27 protein-coding genes are annotated in these 24,848 nt (G+C 68.6%); 11 read left to right on the plus strand and 16 right to left on the minus strand.

The features are described 5' to 3' along the window. Window positions 1–30: 30 nt before the first annotated feature. Window positions 31–1,812 carry a DUF2075 domain-containing protein gene (locus tag FB464_RS07455; RefSeq protein WP_116414418.1) on the minus strand — a complete coding sequence of 594 codons (1,782 nt, stop codon included), beginning with the start codon at window positions 1,810–1,812 and terminating at the stop codon, window positions 31–33. After that, window positions 1,799–2,119: a nucleotide pyrophosphohydrolase gene (locus tag FB464_RS07460; RefSeq protein ID WP_116414417.1), complete on the minus strand. Its 321-nt coding sequence runs from the start codon at window positions 2,117–2,119 to the stop codon at window positions 1,799–1,801. Before FB464_RS07460 ends, FB464_RS07455 begins: the two co-directional genes overlap by 14 nt. A gap of 533 nt (window positions 2,120–2,652) precedes the next feature. On the opposite strand from FB464_RS07460, the gene FB464_RS19755 reads away from it, so the two are divergent. Next, window positions 2,653–2,829 (plus strand): hypothetical protein, encoded by a 177-nt coding sequence (locus FB464_RS19755; protein WP_170151894.1) that lies wholly within the window; start codon window positions 2,653–2,655, stop codon window positions 2,827–2,829. A 488-nt stretch (window positions 2,830–3,317) separates the two neighbouring features. Here FB464_RS19755 and FB464_RS07465 read toward each other — a convergent pair whose 3' ends face one another. Both FB464_RS07465 and FB464_RS07470 read right to left on the minus strand, forming a co-directional pair. After that, window positions 3,318–3,749: an Hsp20/alpha crystallin family protein gene (locus tag FB464_RS07465; RefSeq protein ID WP_116414415.1), complete on the minus strand. Its 432-nt coding sequence runs from the start codon at window positions 3,747–3,749 to the stop codon at window positions 3,318–3,320. A 132-nt stretch (window positions 3,750–3,881) separates the two neighbouring features. After that, window positions 3,882–4,556, minus strand: coding sequence for a TMEM175 family protein (locus tag FB464_RS07470; RefSeq protein ID WP_116414414.1), 675 nt, complete (start codon window positions 4,554–4,556; stop codon window positions 3,882–3,884). 202 nt (window positions 4,557–4,758) lie between these two features. On the opposite strand from FB464_RS07470, the gene FB464_RS07475 reads away from it, so the two are divergent. Genes FB464_RS07475 through FB464_RS07485 form a run of 3 tightly spaced genes read left to right on the plus strand, consistent with a single transcriptional unit; the run spans window position 4,759 to window position 6,194 of the window. Then, window positions 4,759–5,292: an alpha/beta fold hydrolase gene (locus tag FB464_RS07475; protein ID WP_116414413.1), complete on the plus strand. Its 534-nt coding sequence runs from the start codon at window positions 4,759–4,761 to the stop codon at window positions 5,290–5,292. A 23-nt stretch (window positions 5,293–5,315) separates the two neighbouring features. Next, window positions 5,316–5,834: a phosphohydrolase gene (locus FB464_RS07480; protein WP_211327350.1), complete on the plus strand. Its 519-nt coding sequence runs from the start codon at window positions 5,316–5,318 to the stop codon at window positions 5,832–5,834. Between the two features lie 9 nt (window positions 5,835–5,843). Beyond that, on the plus strand, window positions 5,844–6,194 hold the full coding sequence (locus FB464_RS07485; RefSeq protein WP_116414412.1) for a VOC family protein: 351 nt from the start codon (window positions 5,844–5,846) through the stop codon (window positions 6,192–6,194). A gap of 26 nt (window positions 6,195–6,220) precedes the next feature. On the opposite strand, the gene FB464_RS07490 is transcribed toward FB464_RS07485, so the two are convergent. From FB464_RS07490 to FB464_RS07500, 3 genes are all read right to left on the minus strand, one after another. Then, complete coding sequence (locus FB464_RS07490) at window positions 6,221–6,820, minus strand: hypothetical protein (RefSeq protein ID WP_116414411.1); 600 nt, start codon at window positions 6,818–6,820, stop codon at window positions 6,221–6,223. A gap of 9 nt (window positions 6,821–6,829) precedes the next feature. Beyond that, the gene (locus FB464_RS07495) at window positions 6,830–8,950 is read right to left on the minus strand and encodes a primary-amine oxidase (protein ID WP_116414410.1); all 2,121 of its coding nucleotides are present in this window, start codon (window positions 8,948–8,950) and stop codon (window positions 6,830–6,832) included. An 84-nt stretch (window positions 8,951–9,034) separates the two neighbouring features. After that, complete coding sequence (locus FB464_RS07500) at window positions 9,035–10,540, minus strand: APC family permease (protein WP_116414409.1); 1,506 nt, start codon at window positions 10,538–10,540, stop codon at window positions 9,035–9,037. 239 nt (window positions 10,541–10,779) lie between these two features. Between FB464_RS07500 and FB464_RS07505 the strand changes: the two genes are divergently transcribed. Further along, a complete protein-coding gene (locus FB464_RS07505; RefSeq protein ID WP_116414408.1) occupies window positions 10,780–12,339 on the plus strand; it encodes an APC family permease in 1,560 nt (519 codons plus the stop codon). A 5-nt stretch (window positions 12,340–12,344) separates the two neighbouring features. Beyond that, entirely contained in the window at window positions 12,345–13,130 is a 786-nt protein-coding gene (locus FB464_RS07510; RefSeq protein ID WP_116414407.1) for an IclR family transcriptional regulator, read from the plus strand. 32 nt (window positions 13,131–13,162) lie between these two features. Here the strand turns inward: FB464_RS07510 and FB464_RS07515 are convergent, their stop codons facing one another. Beyond that, window positions 13,163–13,519: a DUF2200 domain-containing protein gene (locus FB464_RS07515; protein WP_246092964.1), complete on the minus strand. Its 357-nt coding sequence runs from the start codon at window positions 13,517–13,519 to the stop codon at window positions 13,163–13,165. Window positions 13,520–13,663: 144 nt separating this feature from the next. Here FB464_RS07515 and FB464_RS07520 point away from each other — a divergent pair, with 144 nt between their 5' ends. Then, window positions 13,664–13,891: a hypothetical protein gene (locus FB464_RS07520; protein WP_116414406.1), complete on the plus strand. Its 228-nt coding sequence runs from the start codon at window positions 13,664–13,666 to the stop codon at window positions 13,889–13,891. 18 nt (window positions 13,892–13,909) lie between these two features. Here FB464_RS07520 and FB464_RS07525 read toward each other — a convergent pair whose 3' ends face one another. Next, entirely contained in the window at window positions 13,910–14,326 is a 417-nt protein-coding gene (locus FB464_RS07525) for a type II toxin-antitoxin system VapC family toxin (protein WP_116414405.1), read from the minus strand. Continuing rightward, window positions 14,323–14,550: a FitA-like ribbon-helix-helix domain-containing protein gene (locus tag FB464_RS07530; protein ID WP_116414404.1), complete on the minus strand. Its 228-nt coding sequence runs from the start codon at window positions 14,548–14,550 to the stop codon at window positions 14,323–14,325. Before FB464_RS07530 ends, FB464_RS07525 begins: the two co-directional genes overlap by 4 nt. 87 nt (window positions 14,551–14,637) lie before the next feature. On the opposite strand from FB464_RS07530, the gene FB464_RS07535 reads away from it, so the two are divergent. From FB464_RS07535 to FB464_RS07550, 4 genes are all read left to right on the plus strand, one after another. Further along, window positions 14,638–15,078 carry a MerR family transcriptional regulator gene (locus FB464_RS07535; protein ID WP_116414403.1) on the plus strand — a complete coding sequence of 147 codons (441 nt, stop codon included), beginning with the start codon at window positions 14,638–14,640 and terminating at the stop codon, window positions 15,076–15,078. After that, entirely contained in the window at window positions 15,075–16,034 is a 960-nt protein-coding gene (locus FB464_RS07540) for an NAD-dependent epimerase/dehydratase family protein (RefSeq protein WP_116414402.1), read from the plus strand. Before FB464_RS07535 ends, FB464_RS07540 begins: the two co-directional genes overlap by 4 nt. Window positions 16,035–16,271: 237 nt before the next feature. Further along, the gene (locus tag FB464_RS07545; protein WP_142206646.1) at window positions 16,272–16,844 is read left to right on the plus strand and encodes a hypothetical protein; all 573 of its coding nucleotides are present in this window, start codon (window positions 16,272–16,274) and stop codon (window positions 16,842–16,844) included. Window positions 16,845–17,014: 170 nt separating this feature from the next. Beyond that, the gene (locus FB464_RS07550; RefSeq protein WP_116414400.1) at window positions 17,015–18,556 is read left to right on the plus strand and encodes an FAD-dependent monooxygenase; all 1,542 of its coding nucleotides are present in this window, start codon (window positions 17,015–17,017) and stop codon (window positions 18,554–18,556) included. Window positions 18,557–18,904: 348 nt separating this feature from the next. On the opposite strand, the gene FB464_RS07555 is transcribed toward FB464_RS07550, so the two are convergent. The 6 genes from FB464_RS07555 to FB464_RS20415 form a co-directional block, all read right to left on the minus strand. Further along, on the minus strand, window positions 18,905–19,405 hold the full coding sequence (locus FB464_RS07555) for an NUDIX hydrolase (protein ID WP_116414399.1): 501 nt from the start codon (window positions 19,403–19,405) through the stop codon (window positions 18,905–18,907). A gap of 85 nt (window positions 19,406–19,490) precedes the next feature. After that, window positions 19,491–20,318, minus strand: coding sequence for an SDR family oxidoreductase (locus tag FB464_RS07560; RefSeq protein WP_211327349.1), 828 nt, complete (start codon window positions 20,316–20,318; stop codon window positions 19,491–19,493). Between the two features lie 130 nt (window positions 20,319–20,448). Continuing rightward, window positions 20,449–20,976: a mycothiol transferase gene (locus FB464_RS07565; protein WP_116416533.1), complete on the minus strand. Its 528-nt coding sequence runs from the start codon at window positions 20,974–20,976 to the stop codon at window positions 20,449–20,451. Window positions 20,977–20,980: 4 nt separating this feature from the next. Beyond that, window positions 20,981–21,457 (minus strand): VOC family protein, encoded by a 477-nt coding sequence (locus tag FB464_RS07570; RefSeq protein ID WP_116414397.1) that lies wholly within the window; start codon window positions 21,455–21,457, stop codon window positions 20,981–20,983. Between the two features lie 62 nt (window positions 21,458–21,519). Beyond that, on the minus strand, window positions 21,520–21,672 hold the full coding sequence (locus FB464_RS19760) for a hypothetical protein (protein WP_170151893.1): 153 nt from the start codon (window positions 21,670–21,672) through the stop codon (window positions 21,520–21,522). Between the two features lie 85 nt (window positions 21,673–21,757). After that, on the minus strand, window positions 21,758–24,838 hold the full coding sequence (locus tag FB464_RS20415) for a helix-turn-helix transcriptional regulator (protein WP_116414396.1): 3,081 nt from the start codon (window positions 24,836–24,838) through the stop codon (window positions 21,758–21,760). Window positions 24,839–24,848 lie beyond the last annotated feature (10 nt).

Below are 24,848 nucleotides of genomic sequence, written 5' to 3' on the forward strand. Positions count from 1 at the left end.
GCGCCTCAGCCTAGACGAATCAGCCGGCCCCTACCCAGCGGCCGGGATGTACTGCGACAGGTACGCGCGCAGCGCGGGGTCGCTCACGTAGACGTAGGTGCCTTTGATTCCGCGGGTGAGGAGCACGGCGTAGATGTTGCTGATGAAGCGGAGGAGGTTGTCGTCGGCGTAGGTTTTGCCGAGGCGGGGGTTGTTCTCCTTGCCCTTGGTGTCGAAGTAGGAGTCGCGGTTGACGATGAGGGTTCCGCGGGTGGGGTCGTAGCCGAGGTCAGGGCCGATGATGACTCCGGCGTAGTTGAGGTCGTAGCCCTGCACGGTGTGGATCGATCCGACCTCTTCGAGGGCGTTGGGTGAGGCGATCCAATCGGTCTGGGTGCTGTTCCAGCGCAGGCGGATGCCGTCGATCTCGATGTCGAAGGCGGCCTTGTCCTTCTTGGTCTTCCACGGCCACGCGTAGCCGGCGACGAGGCGCGAGAGGCCGGCCTCGGCATCCCGGGCCCTGATCTGCTGCTGCATCTCGGCGAGGCTGTCGAACAGGCGGAAGTCGTAGCCGTCGAACGTCTGGGGAGGGCTCGGCGGGGCGAGCGGGTGGTCGGTGGATGCTCCGAGGAGCTGTCGCACGTAGCCGACGTAGTCCGCGCCGGCGTTCACGCGCAGCTGGGAGACGAGCGGGTAGAGCCGGTCGTGCTGGCGGGCGCCTTCGACGAGGTCGTCGAGAACGTGCGTCGGCAGGTCGGCGGGGCGCACGCTCTGGGCCGCATCCAGAAACAGGATCTGGTGGGTGCTCTTGGCGCGGATCCAGTCGAGCTGGGTCTTCGACGTGTCGTCGTGGCCGAAGAGCTTCTCGGTGATGGTGCGGAACTTCGTGTTCTGCGCAGCAGACGCCTGGTTGGCGCGCTGGTTGAGGCGGTGCGATTCGTCGACGAGCAGAAGGTCGAAGTGCTCGTCGCTCTCCCCCGCCTCGAAAGCGGTCATCACCATGTCCGCGCGGAGCCCGGGCGTCTTACGGAAGACCTTCTGGATCGACTTGCGGAGCGACTGCTGGGGAACGACGAGGCCGATCCTGAGCCCGTCGAGCAGTTGCGGGTAGCCGCCGGCGAAGAACTCGGCGAACATTGTGTCGCGGTCGAAGTCCTCCGCGGGAGGCGCGGCCTGGATGTCGACGAGCATCTTCATGAGGTAGATCGCGACGACCGTCTTGCCGGTGCCCGGCTCACCCTGCACGACCGTGGTGCTGGTGGCGTGGCCGGTGCCGGCAGCGTGGGTCTCGAGGTCTTCGAAGAGGCCCTCGAGGATCCCTTCGACGGCGATGGCCTGGTCGTGGGTGAGCGCCTTGAACGGGGACAGCTTGAAGAGGTCGCTGTTCTCGATCTCGGGGATGGAGCGGGTGAAGACGCCATCGTCCTTGAGGCGGTCGAAGACCTGCTCGAAGGTCTCCTGGTAGCGGTCGCGGTCGTAGTAGGCCGACTCGGTGATGCCGTCGTTGCGGTTGAGCACGCTGTACGCGCCGTCGCCGGCGAGCATCCTGATCAGGAACGATTCGAGGTCGAGGCAGACCGACTTGTTGAAGGTCTCGTCGACGATGACGCGGACGGTTGTAAGGTGGGCGCGGTCTGGGTTACTGAGGTGCTGGTTGATTCTGGATGTCGCGTTGAGCGATTCGCCGACGTAGACGTTGCGCAGGCGGGGGTTGCTCGCCGCGTCGTCGAGGACGTAGACCACCGGCCAGTTGCTGTTGCGCTCACTGAGCGGGGTCCACGCCGCCAACCCGCCCTTGGTGAAGTCGAAGCTGGTGAGGTCAAAGGGCGTCATACCTGGCGCTGCTCCCCCGGGCCTTGTCGACCGGGTATTTCTGGCGGGTGATCTCCAGCTTGTCTCGCACGAGCTGCGCGGGGTCTGCACCGATGCGGTCGGCGAGCAACAGGCAGTAGGTCAGCACGTCGGCGAGTTCTTCGCGCACCCGGTCGGGCGCAGCATCCGGAGCCCACTGGAAGCACTCGAGCAGCTCGCCGGCCTCGATCGCGATGCTCTTGGCGAGGTTCTCCGGTGTGTGGAACTGGGCCCAGTCGCGCTCGGCGACGAAGGCGGCGAGTTCGTCGCGCAGCGGCTGGTCAACCATTTCGTCAGGCTAGCAGGGTCGTTGGCTGAGATCAGACGACCCGCGTTGGCAGCCCAACCTGTATGATGAGTACTAATCATGTTACGTCGCTCTCACCGTTGCCCGCTGATCCTTTGGGTGCTGGGTGGCATAGCGATCGGTGCGATCGCGCGAGGCTTCTTCCCCCCGTTCACACTCGACGACCCGTTCTGGCGTCAATTCTGGAGCGGACCGCCTGCCGCCGGAATCTTCGCGCTTCTCGGTGCGGGTGTCGCCTTCGCTGCGGCCCGCGTCGGTGCGCGAACTGCGCGACGTAGTGCTGAGCGACAAGAGTGGTGGGATCGAGCCGAATGGGCTCTGAACCTCGCACGTTCGCGAGTGGGCTCCGACCGCGACCTCGGGCTCCGAACGCTTGCAGTGCTGCAGAGCGACGCAACCGCGACCGAATTACAGATGATTGTCGCCGTGACAGAGTCCGTCGTCGGTGGGGACGATCTTCCAGATGTGGACATTCCGTCACCACTCGCCCAGAATTGACCTAGGAGGTACCGATCGTGAGTGAGTCCAAGCGCCCCAGCGTGTTAGCGGGGCTGATCGCCGAAGGCAAGGCCGATCCCATCACTGCTGAAGAGCGCGCCATCGTTGCCGAGATCAGGGCGTACTACGAGAAGAAGTTCGGGCGCCGTGCCGACGGCGGCTCAGCCGACCGGGGCATTCCCAAGTCAGCCTGACTGCTCGTCTCAGTCGACCCGAACACCAAGAGCCGGGCCGGCTGCGAGCCCTCCTCGGCTGAAACTTGCGCTCATCGCCCATTCGAGCAGAGGCATTCGAACCGAGAGAACGACGGAGGGAAGCGAGCCGTTCTCGAGCTCGCTTCCCTCCGTTCTGAGTGCGGTTATGGGTACTGCGGGGGCGACCTGGTCCACGGGTCGACCGTCGAGGCACGCACCACGCCTTTCGGGCCCCCGGGAGCTGCTGAGCGGTGACGCGGGTGGTCCGGGCGATCTGTGGTGCAGCCGGTTTTCACTACTGAGGGCCAGTTCTCGCGGATGATCATCCAGAAGGCGAGGTCGACGAGTTCCTGATCGCCGGAGACGATTTCTGCGAACCGCTCATCGACCGACTCTTTCGACACGGAATCGGCTGTATACACGCGCACAACACCTCCCATCCTGCGCGTGGGGGGCCGGAGGTGGGAGACTCCACCCCCGGCCGTCCGTCAGACGGAGATCGTCTTCTGTTCGGCGGCCCTGTCAGGTGTGCCGACCTGGATCTTGCGGGGTTTCGCTTTCTCGCTGACCGGGATGATCACCGACAGCACCCCATTGTCGTAGGTTGCCGAGATGCTCTCCGATGCGACGCCCTCGCCGAGACTGAACTGGCGGAGGTAGGTGCCGTTGGGTCGCTCCTGCACCAGCCACTTCGCGCCCTCCTGGGTCGCGGCGGTGCGCTGGGCGCGAATGGTGAGCAGCTGACCGTCCACATCCACGTCGACGGAGCCCGGGTCGATGCCGGGGAGGTCGGCGTTCAGAATGTACCGGTCGCCGTCTCGATAGAGATCGACGGGCATGAACTTCGGCCCCGGGCGGAACTGGAGCAGGTTGCCGGTGAGGCGGTCCAGTTCGCTGAAAGGATCAAAAGACATTGCCATAATGAGGATTCCCCTTCCACGTGTGTGAGTCGGTGTGACTCAATTTCTGCAGAAAATGCTAGCACTCGATCCCTGAGAGTGCCAACAACTTTTCGGCAGAAATTTGGCGGCGTGCCACCGACCGCGCCAACCTCAGTCGTCTTCCGTCGGCTCCGACGCTGCGGGCTCCCGCGCCTCGGGGTCCGGCGCCGCGGCCGCCTCGCGCTCGAAGAGCCGCGCCAGCAGGAACGCCGCCGCAACGACGAGGTACAGCACGAGGGCCGCGAGGGGCGAGAAGATCGCCACGACGACGCTTACCACCGCGACGATGAGGGTGCCGGCCGAGTACAACGCGTGCCGCCGCATCCACGCGACATCCGTGGCGGTGTTCAGCAGCTCCGGATGCCGTGCCAAGTAGAGGTCGAGAGCGACCCACGGCAGGCTGATCACCGCGGCCACGACGGCGAAGACGACCATGGCGGCGAACTGGGCGTCGTGGTCGCCCTCGGTCAGGGCGTCGGAGATGAGCGCGGTGGGCCAGGGCACGAGGGAGGCACCGAGCAGCAGGCCGAGGTTCAGAACCAGCAGAACAGGGGTGGTCCGGGAGACCCGCGCCAGCTCCTCGTTGTGGTTCAGCCAGATGATGCCGATCGTGAAGAAGGCGGCGAGGTAGGCGAGGTAGGTGGGCCAGTGGTCGAGCAACTGCTCGGGCGACTGGGCACCGCTCGGCAGAAGGTCCAGCACGAGCAGCGTCATGACGATCGCGAGCACCGCGTCGCTGAACGCCTCGAGCCGGCCGATTCCGTTGCGCTTCGTCAGGATCCCCATGCCACGAATCTAGCCATGATGCGGTGAGACGGGTAAAGATCATCCGGATCCCGCGGTGAGCAGGAAAGGATCAAAACTCACGGCTTCGCGAGAATGGCTGCGCCGAGACATCCTCGTCGCTGAGATCTGGCGGCGGACCGGGTGAGAGGCGGGGGCGGGCAGGTGCGCCGGTTCGGCGGCGCGCTCTCGTATATTGGGAGCAATGAGCGAGAAACAGATATTCACGTCGGGCGAGCGATCCTTCGCATTTGCGGTTGAAGGGACGGGCCCTGCGCTCGTGCTCGTGGCCGACCGGGGATCCGACCTCGATGGCCTCGGGACGATCTCCCACCTTGTCTCCGCAGCAGACTTTCGCGTGGTGCGCATCGAGACCGACACGGCACAGGATGTCGTCGACGTGCTCGACGGTCTCGACATCGAACATGCGTGGATCGGTGGCCACGGCAGCGGCGGAGTGGTTGCACGTACCGTTGCCATCGAGAACCACGATCGCGTGAACGGCGTGCTGCTGCTGGGCGTGGATGACGGGGCGCCTGCGCTGGCCGAGGGCATTCCGGTGCTTGTTGTGCAGGCGACCGACGATGACGTCACTCCCCCGGCCAACGGCACGGCTCTGCGCGACTCCGCCCCGGGGCTTGTGAGTGTCGTCGAGATCGAAGGCGGGGGTCACCGGTTCCCCGAGACGCGCGCTGGGGAGACCGCCTGGGCGATTGAGGACTACCTCGACTGGGACTGAGCCGCCCTCGCTAGGCTCGAACCATGTCAGACGGATTCGACGCCGCACAGCTCGCCGATCATCCGACCGGCCGTGAAACGGTTGCGGCGGCGCGCGCGATCGCGACCATCGCCCACCACGATCAGGTCGACAAGCTCGGGGCCGCCTACATCGAGCATCCGGGGCGCGTTGCTGCGCAGCTCAGCGATCCCACCGAGGTCGCTGCGGCGTGGTTGCACGACGTCATCGAAGACACGGAGATCACGGCCGAGAACCTGCTCGCTGCGGGGATCCCTGCTGCCGTCGTCGAGGCGGTCGTACTGCTGACGCGCACGGACGACGTTTCGCCTGCCGACTACTACGCGGCCATCCGCAGGAATCCAACGGCGCTGGCGGTGAAGCTCGCCGACATCAACGACAACACCGCGCCCTGGCGGGTCGAACAGCTTGACCCGGAGACGCAGAGTCGGCTGGCGGCCAAGTACGCCAGGGCGCGGGCGCTTCTGACCGACCAATCAGGGGCGGGTGGGCACGCTCTCGCCGAACCCGGTCGCGCCGGATAGCGTGGACGCATGACGCTGAAGTTCGAAGAGATCGTCGTGGACTGCCACGACTTCCGCACGATCGGCCACTGGTGGGAAGCCGCCCTGGGGTGGGTGGTGGTCGACGAAGACGAGGGGTCGCTGGAGCTTCAGAATACAGACGGGTCCAATCCGACGCTGCTGTTCCTGAACTCGCCCGACGAGAAGGTCGGCAAGAACCGGCTGCACTTCGACTTCGTGCCCGACGACCAGGCCGCGGAGGTCGAGCGGCTGCTGGCGATGGGCGCCCAGCGCGTCGACATCGGCCAGGGCGAGACGCCGTGGGTGATCCTGGCAGACCCCGAGGGCAACGAGTTCTGCGTGCTCTCAGCGCGCAGCTGAGCGCGCGGTACCCAGCGCGCGCTCAGCTACACGACGAGCATCGCGACCATGCCGGCAACCGACGCGGCCATGCAGGTGACCTCGACGAGCGCGAGCCGGGCTCGTCGACCTCGCGGTGGTAGCAGGGCTCGCGCGAGCACAACCGAGTACACGACGAAGACGGCGGAGCCGGCGATCGCGAACGGGGCGAGAAGAGAGCCGTGCGGGGAAGATCCGAGGGCCCCGCCGTGCATTCCGACCATCCCAAGCTCGCCGACAGGGGAACCGGGCGACGACCCAGAACCCATGAGCACCACCAACCCGGCCATGACGATGAGACCGATGCTGGAGTGCAGGGTCATCGCACGATGGTGAGCGATGGATGTCGCGGAGGGGCGGCCCCGACCGATCACGTTCCGCGCGGCGGGGCGGAGCGCGGCGGCCGAGGCGATTGCGAGGAGCACGAGCACCGTGGCCCAGGCGAGCGGTGGGAGGCCGAGCATCCTCGTCGTCTGGTCGAACATCGCGAGGAGCATGACGGCGGCCGAGATCGCGGCGAGCACGCGGCCCGAGCGTCCTGGCCAGGCAGTGCAGCACGCACCGACCGTGGCCGGCACGAGGGCGCCGAACTGCAGGATCTCAGCCACCGTCGGGACTCAGGCGCCGTGCGGGGCGTGGCCGGCGTGACCGCCCTCGAGCAGCTCGGGGCCCGAAAGAGACACACCCGCGCCGTGCCCGCCGTGCCCGGCGTGCGCCGCGCCCGCGCCCTCGTGCGCGCAGTGCCCGCCCGCAGCATCCGACGCCCCCGCACCGGCGTGCGAGCCAGAGCCGGCCGAAGCCGGCACGTTCAGCGCAGGGTTCCGGTCGAAGAAGCCGTACGGCTTGAGCGTGAACTTCGCGTAGTCGGTGGGCATGACGGGCCAATCCTCGGGGCGCGGGAAGTGCGTCGGGCCGAAGGTGTGCCAGAGCACGACGTCTTCCCCGTCGAGGGGGCGGTCGCCGGCGATGTAGGCCGTGATGCCGTCACCGCCCGGGTTCTGGTGTACGAAGTCGCCGGCGGCGTACTTCTCGGCCGGGTCGTACTGGGTCACGAAGAGGGCTTTGGTGGCGAACTCCGCGCGCTTGGCGATCGACGACGAGGGGTCGGCGAGCAGCACGGGCGACTGCTGGGGCAGCAGCACGTAACCCGTCGGGCGTCCCATCGCATTAGTCGCAGAGGTGTTGATCACGTGCCAGGCGCGTCCGACGGAGGCATCGGCGAGGCGCCCCGACTCCTTCTCGCTCGCGATGCGGGTGATGCGCTTGGTGAAGGCGTTGCCGTGTTCGTTGCCCGGTCCGATGGGCACCCGCACGGCATCCACTTCTTCGACAGCGTTGGCGATGCCGTCGACCGTCATGTCGAGGCGAGCCGAGAAGAGATGCTGGTGGTACGGGCCGCCGAGGCCCGGCGCGACCTCGCTGGCGTAGGGGTAGTCGGCCCCGTTCTCGTCGAGGCCCGGGTAGGAGGAGGTGAAGAGGATGCCCGTGAGCTTGGCCTCGCACTCGATCGTTCCGTCGAGGTAGAGGTACCAGTAGAAGCCGTAGTCGTAGTTGCCGACCGTGGTGAAGAACGAAATGACCAGTCGGCGCGAGCGACGCGTCTCGTTCGAGCCGGTGAACATGTCGGAGTGCTTCCAGAGCGTGCCGAAGTCCTCCTCGTGCATGCAGATACCGTTCTGGATGACCGTGGGGTTGCCGAGCTCGTCGGCCATCGTCGCATCGAAGTAGTGGATCTCGCCGACGCAGTCGCAGCCGAGCTCGAGCGAGTTGGTGAACCGGCCGAACAGGTACTCCCCCGTGTCGAAGTAGTTCTGCCAGAACCGCACGGGCGACGGGTCGCCGTAGGGCACCAGCATCTCGTTGATGGACGCCCGGTAGATGACAGGTCGGGCAACGCCCTTGTCGTCGAATGAGAGCTGGCGGAGCACCAGACCCTCGCGAACGTCGAAGCCGACCTGGAAGTTCCAGTTCGCCCAGCTGACGAACTCGCCGTCGACGGTGAAGCTCGGGCCCTCGGGCTGCGTGATGACGATCGGCTTCAGCGTGCTGAGCGGTTCGCCCTGCAGGGCCGGGTCGTCGAAGTTGCCGGATGTCGCGGGGATGGCGAGCGGCGCGGCATCGATGAGGCGCGTGACGATGCGGGCCGAGGCGTCCACGTACGCCGAGAGACCGTCGACGGGGTGCGCCCAGGGGTGGTCTTCGGGATAGTCCTGCCGGAAGGCGAGCACGCGGAGGATGCGGCGACCCTTCTCCTCCTCGAAGTCGTAGAAACCGGCCGAGAGGGGAACGCAGACTACCTCGTCGACGGTGAGCCCGCGGGCGGCGAGCGCCGCGACCCAGCCGGCGTCTGCGGAGGCGATCTCGCCGACGGCCTCGAATTCCTCGATGAGCACCGGCAGCTGGCCGTGCGACCCGTCGAGTTCGAGAGTCGAGAGCTGTTCGCCGGTGGTGATCGAGAGCAGCGAGTCGGTCGAGCGGCCGGTGGCCATGTCGAGAAGCATCACGCGGGCGCGGCGGTCGGGCAGCGCACCGTCGCCGGCCTGCCAGGCGAGCACCTCCGCCTTGTGCGGTTCTTCGAGGCCGACGTAGGCGAAGCGGGTGGTGGCGGTGAAGTCGGGCCACGCGGTGACGAGGTCGCGGATGCGCTCGAACTCGGTCGAGCTGAGGCTGGATAGTGGATGCACGGCAGCGCCGTCTGCGGACGAGCCGGGTGTCAGGTCGAGGTCGGTGATGGTCATGGTGTGGTGCCTTTCGGGGTGGGAAGAAGGAGGGGTAGGTCTGCGTGACGGCTTCGGTGGAGCATCCGGAACCGCCCGCCGGGCTCAGGCGACGGGCGCGACGGGCGCGGCGGCTTCGCTCGACTCGCTGATCGCCTCGGTGATGTGCTCGTAGACCGCGGGCTTCCGGCGCTTCAGCACCTGCGCCTGCACCAGCCCGAAGAGAGGGAAGAGCACGATCAACCCGATCAGGATGCTGCTGACCAGCCCGAAGGCCGGGGCACCGTCCGCGTCGACATCGCCGACCAGCAGCGGGAAGTTGACGAGGATGATCACGGCCGAACCGACGAGCCCGAGCAGGCCGAGAGCGGGCGCGATGATCGTGTTCCACGGCCGCCGGTCGAGTCTGGTCTGGGCGAAGTACACGATCACGGCCACGCTCGTGACCGCCATGAGGAGCGCGATCGCGAGGGTCGAGACGCCGGCGAACCAGGTGAAGACCTGCAGCACCGGGTCGAGCCCCAGAACCGCGAACAGCACGATCAGGATGCCCGCCGTGATCGTCTGCACGACCGAGGAGGTGTGCGGGGAGAGGTGCTTCGGGTGCACGCGGCCGAGAGACCCGGGCAGAACGCCCGCGTTCGACATGGAGTGCTGGTAGCGGGTGATGACGTTGTGGAACGAGAGCACACAGGCGAACATGCTCGTGATGAGCAGCACGTTGATGATGATCTCACCGACGGCCCCGAGGTACTTCGCGGTCGTCACCAGGATCATCGCGCCGGGGTCGTCGGCCGCCACCCCCACCACGTTGTCGGGGCCCCAGGCCATGACGATGCCCCAGGAGGCGAACGTGTAGAAGACGCCGATGCCGATCACGGCGACATACGTCGCGCGCGGGATGGTGCGGCTCGGATCCTTCGCCTCATCGCGGAAGATGGCCGTCGCCTCGAACCCGATGAACGCGGCGATGGCGAACATCAGGCCCACACCGGGTGCACCCGAGAAGACATTCGTCGGTTCGAAGGGCGCCAGCGAGAGCCCCTCGGCCCCGCCGCTCATCATCACGGCGCCGACCAGCACCAGCACGATACCCACCTCGCCGATCAGCAGCACCCCGAGCACCTTCGACGAGAGGTCGATGTGACGGAATCCGAGGAAGCCGACGATCGCGACCACGATCAGCGAATAGAAGTACCACGGGATGTCGGGGCCGCCGAGGCCTGTCACCGTGACACTGAGGATGTAGCCGACGTAGCCGTGCACGCTGATCTGGATGGCCGTGTAGGTCAGCAGCGCGAGAAAGGCGGTCGCGAGCCCGGCGGGCTTTCCGAGCCCGTAGCCCACGAACGTGAAGAACGCACCGGGCTTCGGCACGTGCCGGGTCATCGCCGCGAGTCCGACGGAGAACAGCAGCAGCACGACGGCCGAGATCGCGTAGAGGCTCGGGAAGCCGACGCCGTTGCCGAGCAGGATGCCGAGCGGCGCGGCGCCGCCCACAACTGTCAGCGGCGCGGCGGCGGCTACGACCATGAGCACGATGGCGGTCACGCCGAGCGATCCTTTGAGCGACCGGGTCGGCGTGAAAGCCGGGTCTTTGGTGGCAGTCATGGTGTCAGTCCTAACGGGAGAAGTGGCAGATGGACGGGGGTCCTGGTCGGTCTCCAGCGTGCCGGGCCCGGGTTGCCCGCCTGTGACGGCGACGTAAAAGGTCACTGCATGCCGAATGAGACACCCCGGGCATCCGGTGTCTCATTTGAAGATCACGCGATCGAAACACTCCCGTCGCGCCGCTGCAACGGCAGGCCAATAGCGTGGGGCTGTTCCCTGACCCGATCGAAAGCCGACCCGTGACCGCACTCGAGCGAGCGATCGCCGACCCCACGCCCGTACCCGGCATCGGCACCACCTCCCCCGTCGACGGTCTCGAACGCCGGAGCGTCGGGTTCGTCGACGTGCTGGCCCAGTCCGTCTCGGCGGTCGCCCCGTCGGCCGCGGCCACGACCATCCCACTGATGGTCGCCGTCGTCGCAGGAGGGTCGACCCTCTGGGCTGTCGCCGTCGCCATGGTGCTCTCGCTGCTCATCGCCACGACCGTCAACCAGTTCACGCGCCGGTTCGCCGCAACGGGGTCCCTCTACACCTATGTGTCGAAGGGGCTCGGCACGAGTACGGGGTTCGTGGCCGGCACCGCCATGCTGATCGGCTACGGGTTCATCTCGATGTTCGCTCTGGCGGGTGCGGGGTACTACGTGGGGATCGTGCTCGGGCGGGTCTGGCCGGGTGTGACCGGCAATCCAGTGTTCACCGTGGCGCTGATCGGTGCCATGGCGGTGGTGGTGCTCGTGGTGATCGTGCGCGGCATCCGACTGTCGACACGGGTGACGCTGCTCATCGAGACGGTGTCGGTGGCGATCATCCTGACCCTGATCGTGGTGCTGCTGCTGCAGACCGGGCCGACGATCGACCTGACGGCCTTCGCGGTGACCGGTACGACCCCGGCGAACTTCGCGGTCGGTGCGGTGCTGGCCGTGACCGCGTTCGTCGGGTTCGAGAGCGCGTCGACGCTCGGGGTGGAGGCGCGGCGGCCGTATGCGAGCGTGCCGCGGGCCCTCGTCTGGACTGTGATCGCAGCGGGCGTGCTCTACCTGCTCGCGACCTACAGCCAGCTCGTCGGGTTCCGGGCGCTCGGGCTAGACCTGACGTCGAGCGCATCGCCCGTCAACGAGCTGGCGACGGCGTACGGGGTCGAATGGATGGGACTGCTGCTCGATCTCAGCATCGCGACGTCGTTCGTGGCCTGCGCGATCGCCTCGACGACGGCCCTGGCGCGGGTGCTCTTCGCGATGGGGCGCGAGGGCGTCGTCGCGTCGGCGTTCGGGCGCACGCACCGGCGCTTCCGCACGCCGTACGTGGCTGCTGTGGTGGGCGTGGCCGTGGTCGCGCTGGTGCCGATGGTGGCGAGCGCCGCGGGATCGGGGCTCTGGGAGACGATGCAGACGCTCATCCTGATCGCAGCGGCCGGATACATCACCGCCTACGTGCTCACGTGCGTGGCGGCGCCCGTCTTCCTGCACCGGATCGGCGAGCTGACGCCGTGGGTGGCAGTGCGGGCGATCGCAGCGGCAGTGCTGCTCGCGGCAGGTGTGGTGGGGTACCTCGTGGTGGAGGCGGCGTCGACGCGCTGGTTCGGCGTGCTGGTCTTCGTGCTGCTGATGGGCGCCGGGCTGGTGTACTCGGTGGTGATGCGGCGGCGACGGCCGTGGGTGCACGGCACGATCGGGGTGCACGACGTGCCGGTGGCGGCCGATGTGCTGGGTGGGCCGGGGTTCGGCGGGCCGGCGCTCGGCGGCCCGGCGCCGCGCGGCACACCCGGCCCGGGCAGCACTCCTCCCTCGCGGGGCCTGTGAGAGCGATGGCAGACCAGGCGCGTTCACCCGACCGGGCCCGCGCGGCCCCGCCGGTGACCGACCTGCGCGCCCGACAGCCGAAGGCGGTTCACAGCGCCCTCGCCGTGCTCGAGGAGGTCGCGCGCTGCGGCTCGGGCGTCACCGCCCAGCAGGTCTCCGAGAACCTCGGGATGCCGCGGGCGACGACCTACCGGCTGATCAACCTCCTCGTGCAGGACGAATACCTCGTGCGCATGCCCGACCTCCGCGGTTTCACCCTCGGACGGAAGGTCGTCGAACTCGCCCACCTCGTCGCACCGGGGCCGACCCCGGCCGAGTCCCTCCTCCCGCCCCGCGCGGCGGTCGCGGTGATCGACGAACTGCGGGCGGGCATCCGGGGCGGCGTGCACCTCGTACGGTACGACGGCGACCGGATGACCGTGGTCGACGCCGACCCCGACTTTCCCCTCAGCGACCCGACCCGGCTCGCCGAAGAGCTCGGGGCCTCGGCGATGGGTCGCCTGCTCGTCGCCGAGCTGCTCGAGACCGGGGATCCGCTGCCGGCCGGGGTGCAGGCATCCGGCGCCGACTTCAGCGCCCTGCAGCACGACGTCAGCACCCTCGGTCACGCTCGCCAGGTCGACCAGTTCACGCCGGGCTTCGGATGTCTCGCCCTGCCCATCCGTGGGCCCCGGGACGAACTCGTGGCAGGCCTGGCCCTTTCGGCCCCCCGCATCCGCATCGACGAGCCGGGTGCGGTGCTGGCGCTGCTCTCGGAGGGTGCGCGGCGGCTGTCGCCGCTGCTGCGCTGAGGCGCCCCGCCGGGCCGATTCCGTTCGAAGCGTCAGCCGCGCAGGATCGACGCCATCTTCTTGCCGCGGGCGACCTCGTCGACGAGCTTGTCGAGGTAGCGGATGCGCTGCATCAGGGGGCCCTCGATCTCCTCGACGCGGATACCGCAGATCAGGCCCGTGATGAGTGTGGCGTTCGGGTTGAATGCGGGCGACTCGGCGAAGAAGGTCTCGAGGTCCACGTCGCGCTCGATGGCGTCGTCGAGGCCGGGCTGGTCGTAGCCCGTGAGCCAGCGGGTGACCTCATCGACGTCGGCGCGGGCATGGCCCTTGCGTTCGACCTTGGCGACGTAGAGCGAGTGGATGCGCGCGAAACTCATGCTGAAGATGCGGTGGTGTGGCTCGCTCATGTCTCCATTGTCGGGCACCGGGGGGACGAATCATCCAGAATCGGACGATCACAACGGGCGCGCAGGTGAGAGGCTTTCGCCATGGACATTGCCGAGTGGTGGCCGAGGCTGGGCGATGATGCGCGCAGGTGAGAGGCTTTCGCCATGGACATTGCCGAGTGGTGGCCGAGGCTGGGCGATGATGCGCGCGCCTGGCTGACAGCGAACAACGGCGACGCGTTGCCGTCGCACATCGTGGAGCAGATCGCTGCTGCCGGCGGGGTCGTCACGTCCGGCGCGTGGTGGGTGGGTGAGAGCGGGCCGGAGGGGTTCTTCCTCTCCGACCGCGCGACGGACTGGATCGAGGAAGCCTCGAACGGCGAGCATCCCTGAGGTCACCGGCTCCGAGGACTATGACTTTCCCCACGGGTTGATCAGCGCGATGCCGAGGCCCTCGAAATCTTTCGTGTTCCTGGTCGCGAGTTCGGCGCCCGCTCCCACGCAGATGGCAGCGATCATCCCGTCTTCGACGCTGAGCGGCCGGCCGATCGTTGCACGGCGCTCGTGCAACACGGCGAAGATTCGGGCCGCCTCGGTGTCGTAGTGGAGGATCTCGTGGGCGAAGGTCACGATGATGTTCTCTATGGCAGCCAAGAGCGCCTCTCGGCGACGCCCCTGTGGCAGCTGCCGCGCGCCGACAAGCATCTCGCCGACACTGATGGAGGTGATCGCTGCCTCCCCGGCCGCCCGCTCGAGCCAGTCGATGACGGCAGCATCAGGTGAACGCCTGAGCGGTTCGGAGAGCACATTCGTGTCGAGGATGATCACGCGAAATCGATCGGCCGGGGCAGGTTTCGGGCAGGCAGCTCGAATTCATCTGTGGACAGGGTCGCGGCGGCCGCCAACCACGTTGTCACCAGGTGGTTGGGAGTGACTGCTGCGCTCAGGATGGCGCGCGCCTCGGCCTCCATCGAGCGCCCATTCTCTGCCGCTCTCAGCCGAATGCGTCGCTGCACATCTTCATCGAGATTTCTCACCGTCAAAACACCCATGCCTGCACCTCCGACAGCAATGCTAGCAGTGCTGTCACTTGACGGTCAGCTTGACCTCAAGCGCTTGAAGTCTGTTCTGATGGGGACATGACACTGTTGACCATCCAGAACGCGTCCCAGCGCAGCCGGCTGAGCGAGCCGACGCTGCGGTACTACGAGGAGGTGGGGCTCATCGGCCCGATCGCCCGCGACGAGCGGAGCGGGCACCGGCGCTACCGCGAGCGCGACCTCGACGACCTGCAGGTGCTCGCCTGCCTCCGCGCGATGGGGGTGGGCATCGAGGACATGCGCACGTACCAGGCGAATCGCGCCAAGGGCCGGGAGGCCGCGGGCGAGCAGCGCGACATCCTGAACCGGCACGCGCGCCGCATCGAGCAGGAGATCGAGACGCTCGGCGTGCACCTGCGGTACCTCGAAGCGAAGGCGGGACTCTGGGATGCCCGGGACCGGGGCGATGCGGCGGAAGAGGCCGTGGCAGCCGACCGGGTGAATGCTCTGCTCGGCGAGCTCGAAGCGGTGATGGCATGAACCGGGTACTGGTGACGGGTGGATCCGGGTACCTCGCGACACGCCTCATCGCCGACCTGCTGCTGGACGGTACCGAGGTGCGCACGACGCTCCGCTCTCCGGCGGGCGAGGCGGGACTGCGGGCGGCGCTCGGGCGGGCGGGGGCCGACGATGCGGGGCTCGAGATCGTCTACGCGAGCCTGACCGAGGACGAGGGCTGGGCATCCGCCGCCCGCGGCATCGAAGAGGTGTACCACCTGGCGTCGCCGATGGTGCTCTCGACGGAACCCGACGAGGTGGTCGTCCCGGCCCGCGACGGGGCGTTGCGGATGCTGCGTGCCGCACGCGACGCCGGCGCGCGTCGGGTCGTGCTGACCTCATCGTTCGCGGCGATCGGCTACTCCCCCAAGCCCGTGCGCGACTACGACGAAGACGACTGGACCGACCCGGAGACTCCGGGCCTCGCTCCCTATCCCCTGTCGAAGGCGGTCGCCGAGCGGGCCGCCTGGGACTTCATCGAACGGGAGGGTGCTGATACGTCGCTGGTCGTCATCAACCCGACCTGGATCGCCGGACCCACCCTGACCGTCGACGCGCGCTCATCGCTGCAGTTCTTCACCGGGATGCTCAGCGGTGCCCTCACGCAGGTGCCGCGGCAGCGCTTCGGCATCGCGGACGTTCGGGATGTCGCCACTCTCCACGTGACGGCGATGAAGACGCCGAACGCGGCCGGCCGGCGCTACCTCGCCCTCGCGGACGGGCCGACGCGGACCTTCCTCGATGTGGCGAACGTGCTGCGCGAGCGGCTCGGCGCGTTCGCGTCCCGGGTGCCGACCGAGGAGGTGCCGGGTGACGAGCCGGCGCCGCTGGTCATCCACAACGAGCGCGCTAAGCGGGAGCTCGGCTTCCGGCCGCGCCCGGCCGAGGAGACGATCGTCGAGACCGCGGAGTCGCTGCGCGACCTCGGTCTCGCCTGACGGCCGCCGCCCGCCCGCCGCGTCCCCCGCGGCGGCGGATCGGCTCGGAGTTTCCGTCGCTCTGAAACCGGGATACCGACCGGAACTCCCGAGCCGTCCGCCCGCCTGCCCGCGGCGTGGGTAATGAACGGGGCGGGGCGGCGGCTCGCCGGCCACGGCGGATAGCCTGAGCAGGTGCGCACCTCTAGACGGGATCAACGACAGAACGATGCGGCGGCCCGTTTGGCGCAGGCGGACGTGACGCTCAGCGAGATCAGGCGACGACTGATCGGGGCGGACGACGCGGAGCGGGCGGGCGACGACCTGCTCGCACGACGTCTGCGGGACGAGGCACTCCTCCTCACTTCCGCAGCCCAGTCGCCCGAACCGGGGCCGGAGCGCGACGCGGCCGAGCACGACGCGACCGAACGCGACGAACCTCGTGCGCCGGCCGGGAATGGAAGCACATCCGCCCTGCAGTCCGTCGTGGACCGCGGTCACCGGCTCGCCAAGAGGCCGGCCCTGCGCCGGGACGATGTGAGGAAACTGTCGGGGTCGCGCGACGAGGGCAAACGCGTGATGGGGCTGGCGATCATCCAGAAGCGACCCGAGCTGGGGAGTATCGAGACGCTGGTCGAGGCTGTCAGCGGCTCGAGAAGCACGTTCGAGGTGCACCAGGGGCTGGTGGCAGCCCGCGCGGCGGTCGACGCCAGGACGCTGGACGATGACGAGCTGGCCGCGCTGCGCGAGGCGATCCGCGTCCCGCTTGCGGCGGGCCGCATCTGTGGAGACGAGAGCATCCACCTCGCTCGGCAGCTCCTCGAGCCGTGAGCCCCTGGCCCCGAGTCCCCTGATCGTCGGCCGCACAGAAAAAGCAGGGAGAACAACTCCCTGCCGTACCCAAATTATCTCCCGACCGGGGGCTTGCCGCAAGACCCCTGTGCTGCGGCAGACTGCTTCGCGGGCCGCGCTCCGTGCGCGAACCCGGGAGAGGAGCCCCCTTGGAAGAGTGCGCAGTCGCGATCGTCGGCGCAGGGCCGGTCGGCATGGTGCTGGCTGGCGAGCTGGCGCTGGCGGGCATCCACGTCGCCCTGCTCGAACGCCGACCGACCCAGAGACTCGAGGGGTCGCGCGCGGGTGGGCTACAGTCACGCACGATCGAAGTGTTCGACCAGCGCGGCATCGCCGATCGGATGCTCGCGCAGGGCACGACGGCCCAGACCCAGCTGTTCGGCGGCACGGTGCTCGACATCAGCGACTTTCCGACGCGGCATCCATACGGGTTGGGGCTGTGGCAGAACCGCATCGAGGCGATCCTCGCGGGCTGGGTCGGTGAGATCGGGGTGGCGATCCAGTACGGCTGCGAAGTGGCGGGGGTCGAGCACGACGGCAGAAGTGGCGGGTCGGGCGTGACGGTGCGCCTGGCCGACGGCCGGACAATGGGGGCGCAGTACGTCGTCGGCTGTGACGGAGGTCGGAGCCTCGTGCGGAAGGCCGCCGGCATCGCGTTCGAGGGGTGGGACGCAACGGTCAGCACCATCGTGGCCGAGGTCGAGTACACCGACGAGCCCGAGTGGGGCATGAAGCGGGGCGAGCGGGGCACACACGGGATCGGCCCGATCGAACCGGGACGGCCGACCATCCGCGTCGTGGTCACCGAGAGCGAGCTGCGGCAGGGCGGCGACCCGACGCTCGACGACCTCCGCGTCGCGATGCGCGAGGTGTGGGGCACCGACTTCGGTGTGCACTCCCCCACCTGGATCTCGCGCTTCACGGATGCCGCGCGCCAGGCCACGGCGTACCGGGCCGGGCGCATCCTGCTCGCCGGCGACGCAGCCCACGTTCACTATCCGGCCGGCGGACAGGGGCTCAACGTCGGGGTGCAGGACGCCATGAACCTCGGCTGGAAGCTCGCGCAGGTCGTGTCGGGTGTGTCACCCGGCTCACTCCTCGACAGCTACGAACGCGAACGGCATCCTGTCGGCGCAGCCGTGTTGCAGGATTCGCTGGCGCAGGTCGCGCTGCGGCGAACGGATGCCCGGTCGAAGGCTGTGGCAGCTTCGGTCGCCGATCTGCTGTCGACCGACGCCGGACGGAAACGGTTCGGCGCGCGACTGTCAGGGCTCGGGGTGCATTACCCGGTGGGCGAGGCTGTCGGGGCCGATCATCCGCTCCGCGGGCGACGGATGCCCGACCTCGACCTGCTCCTACCCGATGGGTCGAACGTGCGGCTGTTCGCGCTGCTCAACGGGGCGCGGGGCGTGCTGCTCGACCTCGACGGGGCATCCGCGGTGGAGGCCGGGCCCTGGGCGGATTGCGGGCGGGTGCGGGTGGTGCAGGTGGTGCGGGCGAGCCGGTCGAGCCGGGAGGGCGCGGCCGCAGATGTCGGCCCCGACGGGTCGCCGTGGGATCTCCCCGAGCTGGGCGTGGTCGAGGAACCGACGGCGGTGCTCGTGCGACCGGACGGTTACGTGGCGTGGGTGGGCTGCGGCAGCAGCGCCGGGCTGGTCGAAGCGCTGAGCGAGTGGTTCGGAGTGGTCTGACCGCCAGCCCCATGACTCGCCTGACCACGGGCCGCCTGATCCGTCCGGCCGCGCGCCGCCGCGCCAGGGCCTTCGGTGGGACAGTTCCACGCGGGGACACGACGGTCCTTCACGATCAACACCACGAAGACAGAGACCTCGACCACGCGCCAGAGGGCGAAGAGAACCGGGTCGGGAATGGGGAGAGGGCGTTCGGGCATGGGCGGGCATCCTTCCTCGTGCCTCCGATGCTAGGCACCCCGCACGCTGACGCGGAGCAGGCGCGGGATGTCCCAGATGAGGGTTCGGTGAACGGATGCTGAACCGGCGGTCTGCGGATGCTCGCCACAGCGCCCGCGCCCTGTGAGCTCAGACGGGCGGAGTGCCGTTCGTCGCGACGAACTCCGTCGCGATTCCGTCGGAGAGAGCGTGATCGATGCGCTCGCGGATGTCCGGGGAGATCGGCGGCAACGCGTCGAGGGGGAACCACCGGGCATCCGTGTTCTCGCCGTCAGCGGGGTGGGGTTCGCCCGAGATGAACCGCATGCGGAACGTGAAGTCGAGGTAGTCGGCCTGGTCGCCGTTCGGGTAGGTCACGCGGGGAATGGTGTGCACCCAGGCCAGACGTTCGGCGATGGCGACGATGCCTGCCTCTTCGAGAGTCTCGCGCGCCGCGGCATCGGCGGGTTCTTCGCGGGGGTCGATGATGCCCGTGACCGGGGTCCAGGCGCCGGTGTCGCTCCGCCGCACGAGCAGAAGCTCCGCGCCGGCCTCCGTCTCACGGGTCAGCACGGCGGTGGTGCCGATCAGCCAGAGCGGCGCGTGGCCGATGGCGGCGCGGAGGGCCAGCACGAAATCGGGGGTCGCCATGCCCCCAGCGTAGCCGGGCATCCGCTCGCCCCGCCCCTCTCCACTCAGGGTGGGGCGGGGCGGGCGAGCAGTGGGTGTTGGCAGGCTAGGAGGCGGTGCCCTGCGCCAGCACGGAGACGTCGTTCCACTTCTCCCACGTCTCGATGCGCGAGGCGTAGTCGGCCTTCGCGATTCCGAGCGGCGCGGTGCCGAAGAAGACGCGGAGGGGCGGCTCGTCGGCATCCACGACCTTCAGGATGGCGGCAGCGGATGCCGCGGGGTCACCGGGTGCGCCGTTGCGGGTCTTGCGGCCCTCGGCCACCTTCTCGTGCAGCTCGGCGTAGTCGGCGAGCGGCTCGGACGTCGACGACGACGACCCGGCCCAGTCGGTGGAGAATCCGCCGGGCTCGACGAGCGTGACCTTGATGCCGAAGCCGGCGACCTCCTGCGCGAGCGACTGGCTGAAGCCCTCAAGCGCCCACTTCGAGGCATGGTAGATGCCGACCAGCGGGAACGCGGAGATTCCGCCGATCGAGGAGACCTGGATGATGTGACCGCTCTTCTGCGCGCGGAGGAACGGCAGCGCCGCCTGCGTGATCCAGAGCGCGCCGAAGACGTTGGTCTCGAGCTGCGCGCGTGCTTCGTCTTCGGTTATCTCCTCGACGAAGCCGAAATGACCGTAGCCGGCGTTGTTGATGACAACGTCGAGCCGGCCGAACTTCTCGTGCGCCTGGGCGACGGCGGCGAAACCTGCCGCACGGTCGGTGACATCGAGCGAGATCGGGAGGATGTTGTCGCCGTAGGTGTCGACGAGATCCTTCAGTGAGTCGGTGTTGCGGGCCGTCGCTGCGACCTTGTCGCCCCGCTTGAGAGCCGCTTCGGCCCATTCGTGGCCGAAGCCTCGTGACGTACCGGTGATGAACCAGACCTTCATGGTGTTCCCTTCAACGTGTTGCTTACGTGGAGCCCAACGCATTCGGAGCGCAAAAGCTGCCCGATTGCCTGAATCCTCGGTGGGAAGTGGATGCACGCCCACTCAGGGCGGCAACGATACGGGATGCCCGTCAGGCCCGTGCGCGCCGGGCGAACCCCTTGACGTAGGCGGCCTGCCCGACGTGCTGGGTGCAGTCGTTCACGACGCTGACGAGCCGCGCGGCGACCGTGACAGGTGGGTCATAGGAGTCGTCGATGACGCGCGAAAGGTCGGCGGCGCCGAGACCCGCGAGCACCTCGAGGGTGCGCTCGTGCACCGCTTCGAGGTAGCCGCCCAGGAGCTCCGCCCCGATTCCGTCGAGCGCGGCGACGTCGGCGGTGGACTGGCCGTAGCCGCTGGCCGACGGCGGAAAGGGCAAGTCGAACCGCTCGTACCAGCCGGCACTGGTGTAGACCTGCTCCGACCCGGCGAGTGCGGCGACCTGGGCGTCCTGCCCGCGGGCGATGTGCCAGACGAGCCAGGCGATGGTGTTCGCTTCGGGGTCGATCCGTGCGGCGAGGTCGGCCTGCGTCACGCCCCGCAGAACGCCGTGCACGGAACCGAGAACACGCGTGAAGGCGTCGGTGAGAACATCCACCGCGGTGATGCTGTCGGTCATCCGGTCACTCGCCGTCATGTGCGCGCTGGAGGTCGGCGATGACGATCTTCTGCATCGTCATCATCGCCTGCATCGTGCGGCTGGACTTCTCGGGGTCGGGGTCGCCGAGCAACTGCCCGAGGGCGGGCGGAACGATCTGCCACGACAGCCCGAAGCGGTCTTTCAGCCAGCCGCACTGCGACGGGGTACCGCCACCGGCGAGGAGCGCCTCCCACAGGTAGTCGATGCGCTCCTGCGTCTCAGCCGACACGAAGAACGAGATCGCCTCGGTGAAGTGGAACATCGGCCCGGCGTTCAGGGCCTGGAACTCGAGGCCGTCGAGCACGAAGCTCACGCCCATCGCCGTTCCGGCCGGGTAGGGCGAACCGTCCGGGTAGCGCGAGACGTTCGTGATGGCCGAATTGTCGAAGATGGAGACGTAGAACTCTGCCGCCTGCTCGGCCTGGTCGTCGAACCACAGAAAGGGACTGATCGCCTGCATGGGAACTCCTTCGTGTCGGTGGCCGGCGGATGGACCCCCCGGAACCGACCCACGCGGCAAGCCTAGCGACCACCTCCGACATGCCGCGAGGCCTGTTCGGCAGGTGGTGTTCCCGGCCGGGTCGCGACCGCTCGGTAGCCGTCGCGGCTCACCTGGACGACGGAGGCGACGATGGCGATCGAGGCGAGAAGAGCGAGCAGGACAAGGAAGAGCATGATGCGCCTTTCGTGACGTTTACCGTGAGATCACGAGACTCGTCTCTGGGACGCGGGGCACACATCGGGCAGATGCCCTAGAAGTTCAGGAGCCGAGACTGCGTGCCACGTAAGCCGCCTCCGTGCGGCTCGCAGAGCCGGTCTTCCGCAGGATGTTCGACACGTGCACGCTCGCAGTCTTCACGCTGATGAAGAGCCGGTCGGCGATCTGCCGGTTGCTGAGTCCGTGGGCCAGCAGGTCGAGCACCTGCCGCTCCCGTTCGGTCAGAGGCACCTCCAGCGTGAGCTCGGGAGCAGCGGATGACCGGACCCCGGTCGGCGGTACGGGGCGCGAGCCCACGGCCATCGGGCCCACCCTCCGCTCGAGTTCCACGACCCTGGCGGTCACCAGGCCCGCACCGATCGGTTCGGCGAACTCACGGGCGGTCTGCGCCCAGTGCCTGGCGGATGCCCGGTCGCCGGCAAGCGCGAACGCCTCCGCTGCGCGCAGAGCAGCATAGGCGCGAAGGTGCACCGGCGCGGTGGGCGCTTCGCAGGCGGCGGTGGCGAGCATCCAGAGCCCCGCGTCTGTTCCGGTGCCGCGGGCGCCACCGAACTCGGCCTCGACCAGCGCCGCGTACGGTGCGGCGGTGGGCCAGTCGAGGGAGGCGGAGAGGGTGGCGCGAAGGGCCTCTTCGAGCGCGATCGACGAGTCCGCCGGCGCGGGGGTGCCCACGGGAGGCGGCGGCACGCCGTCATCCGGAGCCGGCAGAGCGAGCTGCAACCCCGTCGATCTCGCGGCCGCGACGACACGCGCGGCCACCCACGCCAAGGGCAGGTCGTAGGCGGCGAAAACGCGGTGGCCGGGTTGCAGCAGCACGGCGACCTCCGACCACGCCCGCTCGACCGCGCCCTGCGCCAAGGCGATCTCGCCGGCGACGACCGCAAGCCCGAGGCGTTGTGCGACATCGATGCGCAGTTGTTGCCGAAGCCCTGTGCGCCAGCCCCGCAGCAGTCGTTCCGCTTCTGGAATGTCGCCCGACCAGAGCGTCGAGTGCAGCTTCAGTCGCTGCATCGGAGCGCGAAAACCGATGGGCGGATCGAGCTCGAGCGCGTGGTCGAGCAGTTCACCGGCGCGCTGTGGCTCCCCGAGGGCGAACAACGACGAGGCGACGTTCAGCATCAGGATCACGCCCGACGTGCGCTCCACACCGCGGGCGCGGGCGAACTCTGCGCCCCGCTCGGCGGTCGCGATCGCGTCACCGAACCGGCCGAGCAGCGAGAGCGCGTCAGAGAGATTGACCGCGTGGCGGAGTCGGGCCGAGTCGTTGCCGTGGCTGAGTATCTCGGAGCGACTCAGATCGGCGAATCCCGCCTCGATCTGCCCGTGCGCGAAACGGGAGAAGCCGCGGATGTTCAGGGCGACCGACATACGCGCCGTGGACTCGACCTGCTCCGCTTCCTCGTAGGCCGCGTCGGCCGTCTCGACCGCCTCGTCGAACAGAGCGTCGAGCATGAGCCGGGCCGCGAGTTCGCCGAGCACAGTCGCCCGGAGCACGCTGCGCGGGCCGCCCTCGAGCACGTCGAGCGCCTGGCGGAGAAGCCCCACCGAACCGACTTGGCCGAGGTTCGCGAGGTAGGAGGCCTTGTCGCGGAGCAGTCGCGCAAGCAGTGCGGGTGACGAGGGTGGCTCATCAGGGCGCGCCCGGCGAGCCGCCGTTGCGAGCCACACCCCCGGTACCCCCGCCAGCGCGATCGCGTCGTCGATGAGCGCGACGGCGCGGTCGCTCTCCCCCGCGTTGCGGAGCGCATGGGCGGTGTCGGCCAGCACCTCGACCCGGGAACGGCCTGCCAGCTCAGCCGGGTCTTCGACCTGGTCCCAGAGTTCCAGGGCCCGTTCACCCATGCGTGCCGCCCCGAGGAAGGCGAACGACCTCCGCGCCTCGGCCATCGCGGCGATCGCCGAGACGAAGGCGTTCCGGGAGTTGTGGGCGATCATCCAGTGGTACGACACGACGGAGGAGTCGACACACCACCCGCCGGCCGGGGTGCCGAGCGCCTCGGCGAATCGCGTGTGGAAGCGCACCCGCTCCCCGGGGAGCAGCTGGTCGTGGATGGCCTCCCGCACGAGCGCGTGCCGAAAAGCGTAGGCCGTCTCATCGACGACGAGGATGCTCGCCATCACCCCCTCGCGGGCGGCGGAGTCGATGGCGTCTGCCGAGTCGTCGATGACCGCCTGCAGCAGTTCGTGTTCGATGCGCATTCCGCCCGCAGCGAGCAGGCGCATCAGCTTCTGGGCGGGCGCCGTGAGCGTGTCGTAGCGGGCGAGCAGAATGCCGCGGAGCGTCTCGGGAAGCCCGTCGACACTGAACGACGTCTCACAGCCGAGGAGTTCCTCGACGAAGAACGGCACACCGTCTGTACGTTCGACGATCACAGCGAGTTCGCGGTTGTCGGGTACTGCGCCCCGGATGCTCGTGGCGAGCTGGCGCACCTGCTTGCGACTGAGTCGCTGCAGTTCGACCCGGTCGACGCGCGGGTTGCGGTCGACCTCGGGCATCCACCTCCGCAGGGCGCTGCCGCGGGCCAGTTCGTCGCTGCGGAAGGTCAACACGAACAGCAGCGCCGCCTCGTCGAGCACCCTGATGACAAAGCCGAGCAGCGACAGTGTCGCCTGGTCGGCCCAGTGCAGGTCTTCGATCACGACGACGAGCGGATGATCGGCCGACGCCCCCTCGAGCAGCGAGGCGACGGCGCCGTAGAGTCGCTCGGCTGTCACCGCGCCGAGGCCGGCGGGCGACTCCGCACTCGGCGGGAGGGGTGTCGACGTATCGACCCCGGCGACCAACAGCTCGGGGACCATCACCGCGAGCGCAGGAAACCCCGGCCCGGCGGAGGCCGCGAACGCATCGGCACCGAGACGCTCCCGCAGTGCGCGCAGCACCGCCACCATCGGCGCATACGGGGTGGCGTCGATGCCGAGGTCGACGGACTGTCCGCGCAGCACAACCGTCGAGGCCGGCACGTCTCTGAGGAACTCGGCGATCAGGCGCGTCTTGCCGATGCCCGCCTCGCCACCGACGATCACCACTCGGAAGCGGCTCGCCACAGCTTCGGCGTAGGCGCCCCGGAGCGCTTCGAGGTCGGACTCCCGGCCGACGAGCGCTGCGGTGGTGATGGTCTGCATTCCTCCATCG

This window comes from Subtercola boreus, assembly GCF_006716115.1.
GTDB classification, from domain to species: domain Bacteria; phylum Actinomycetota; class Actinomycetes; order Actinomycetales; family Microbacteriaceae; genus Subtercola; species Subtercola boreus.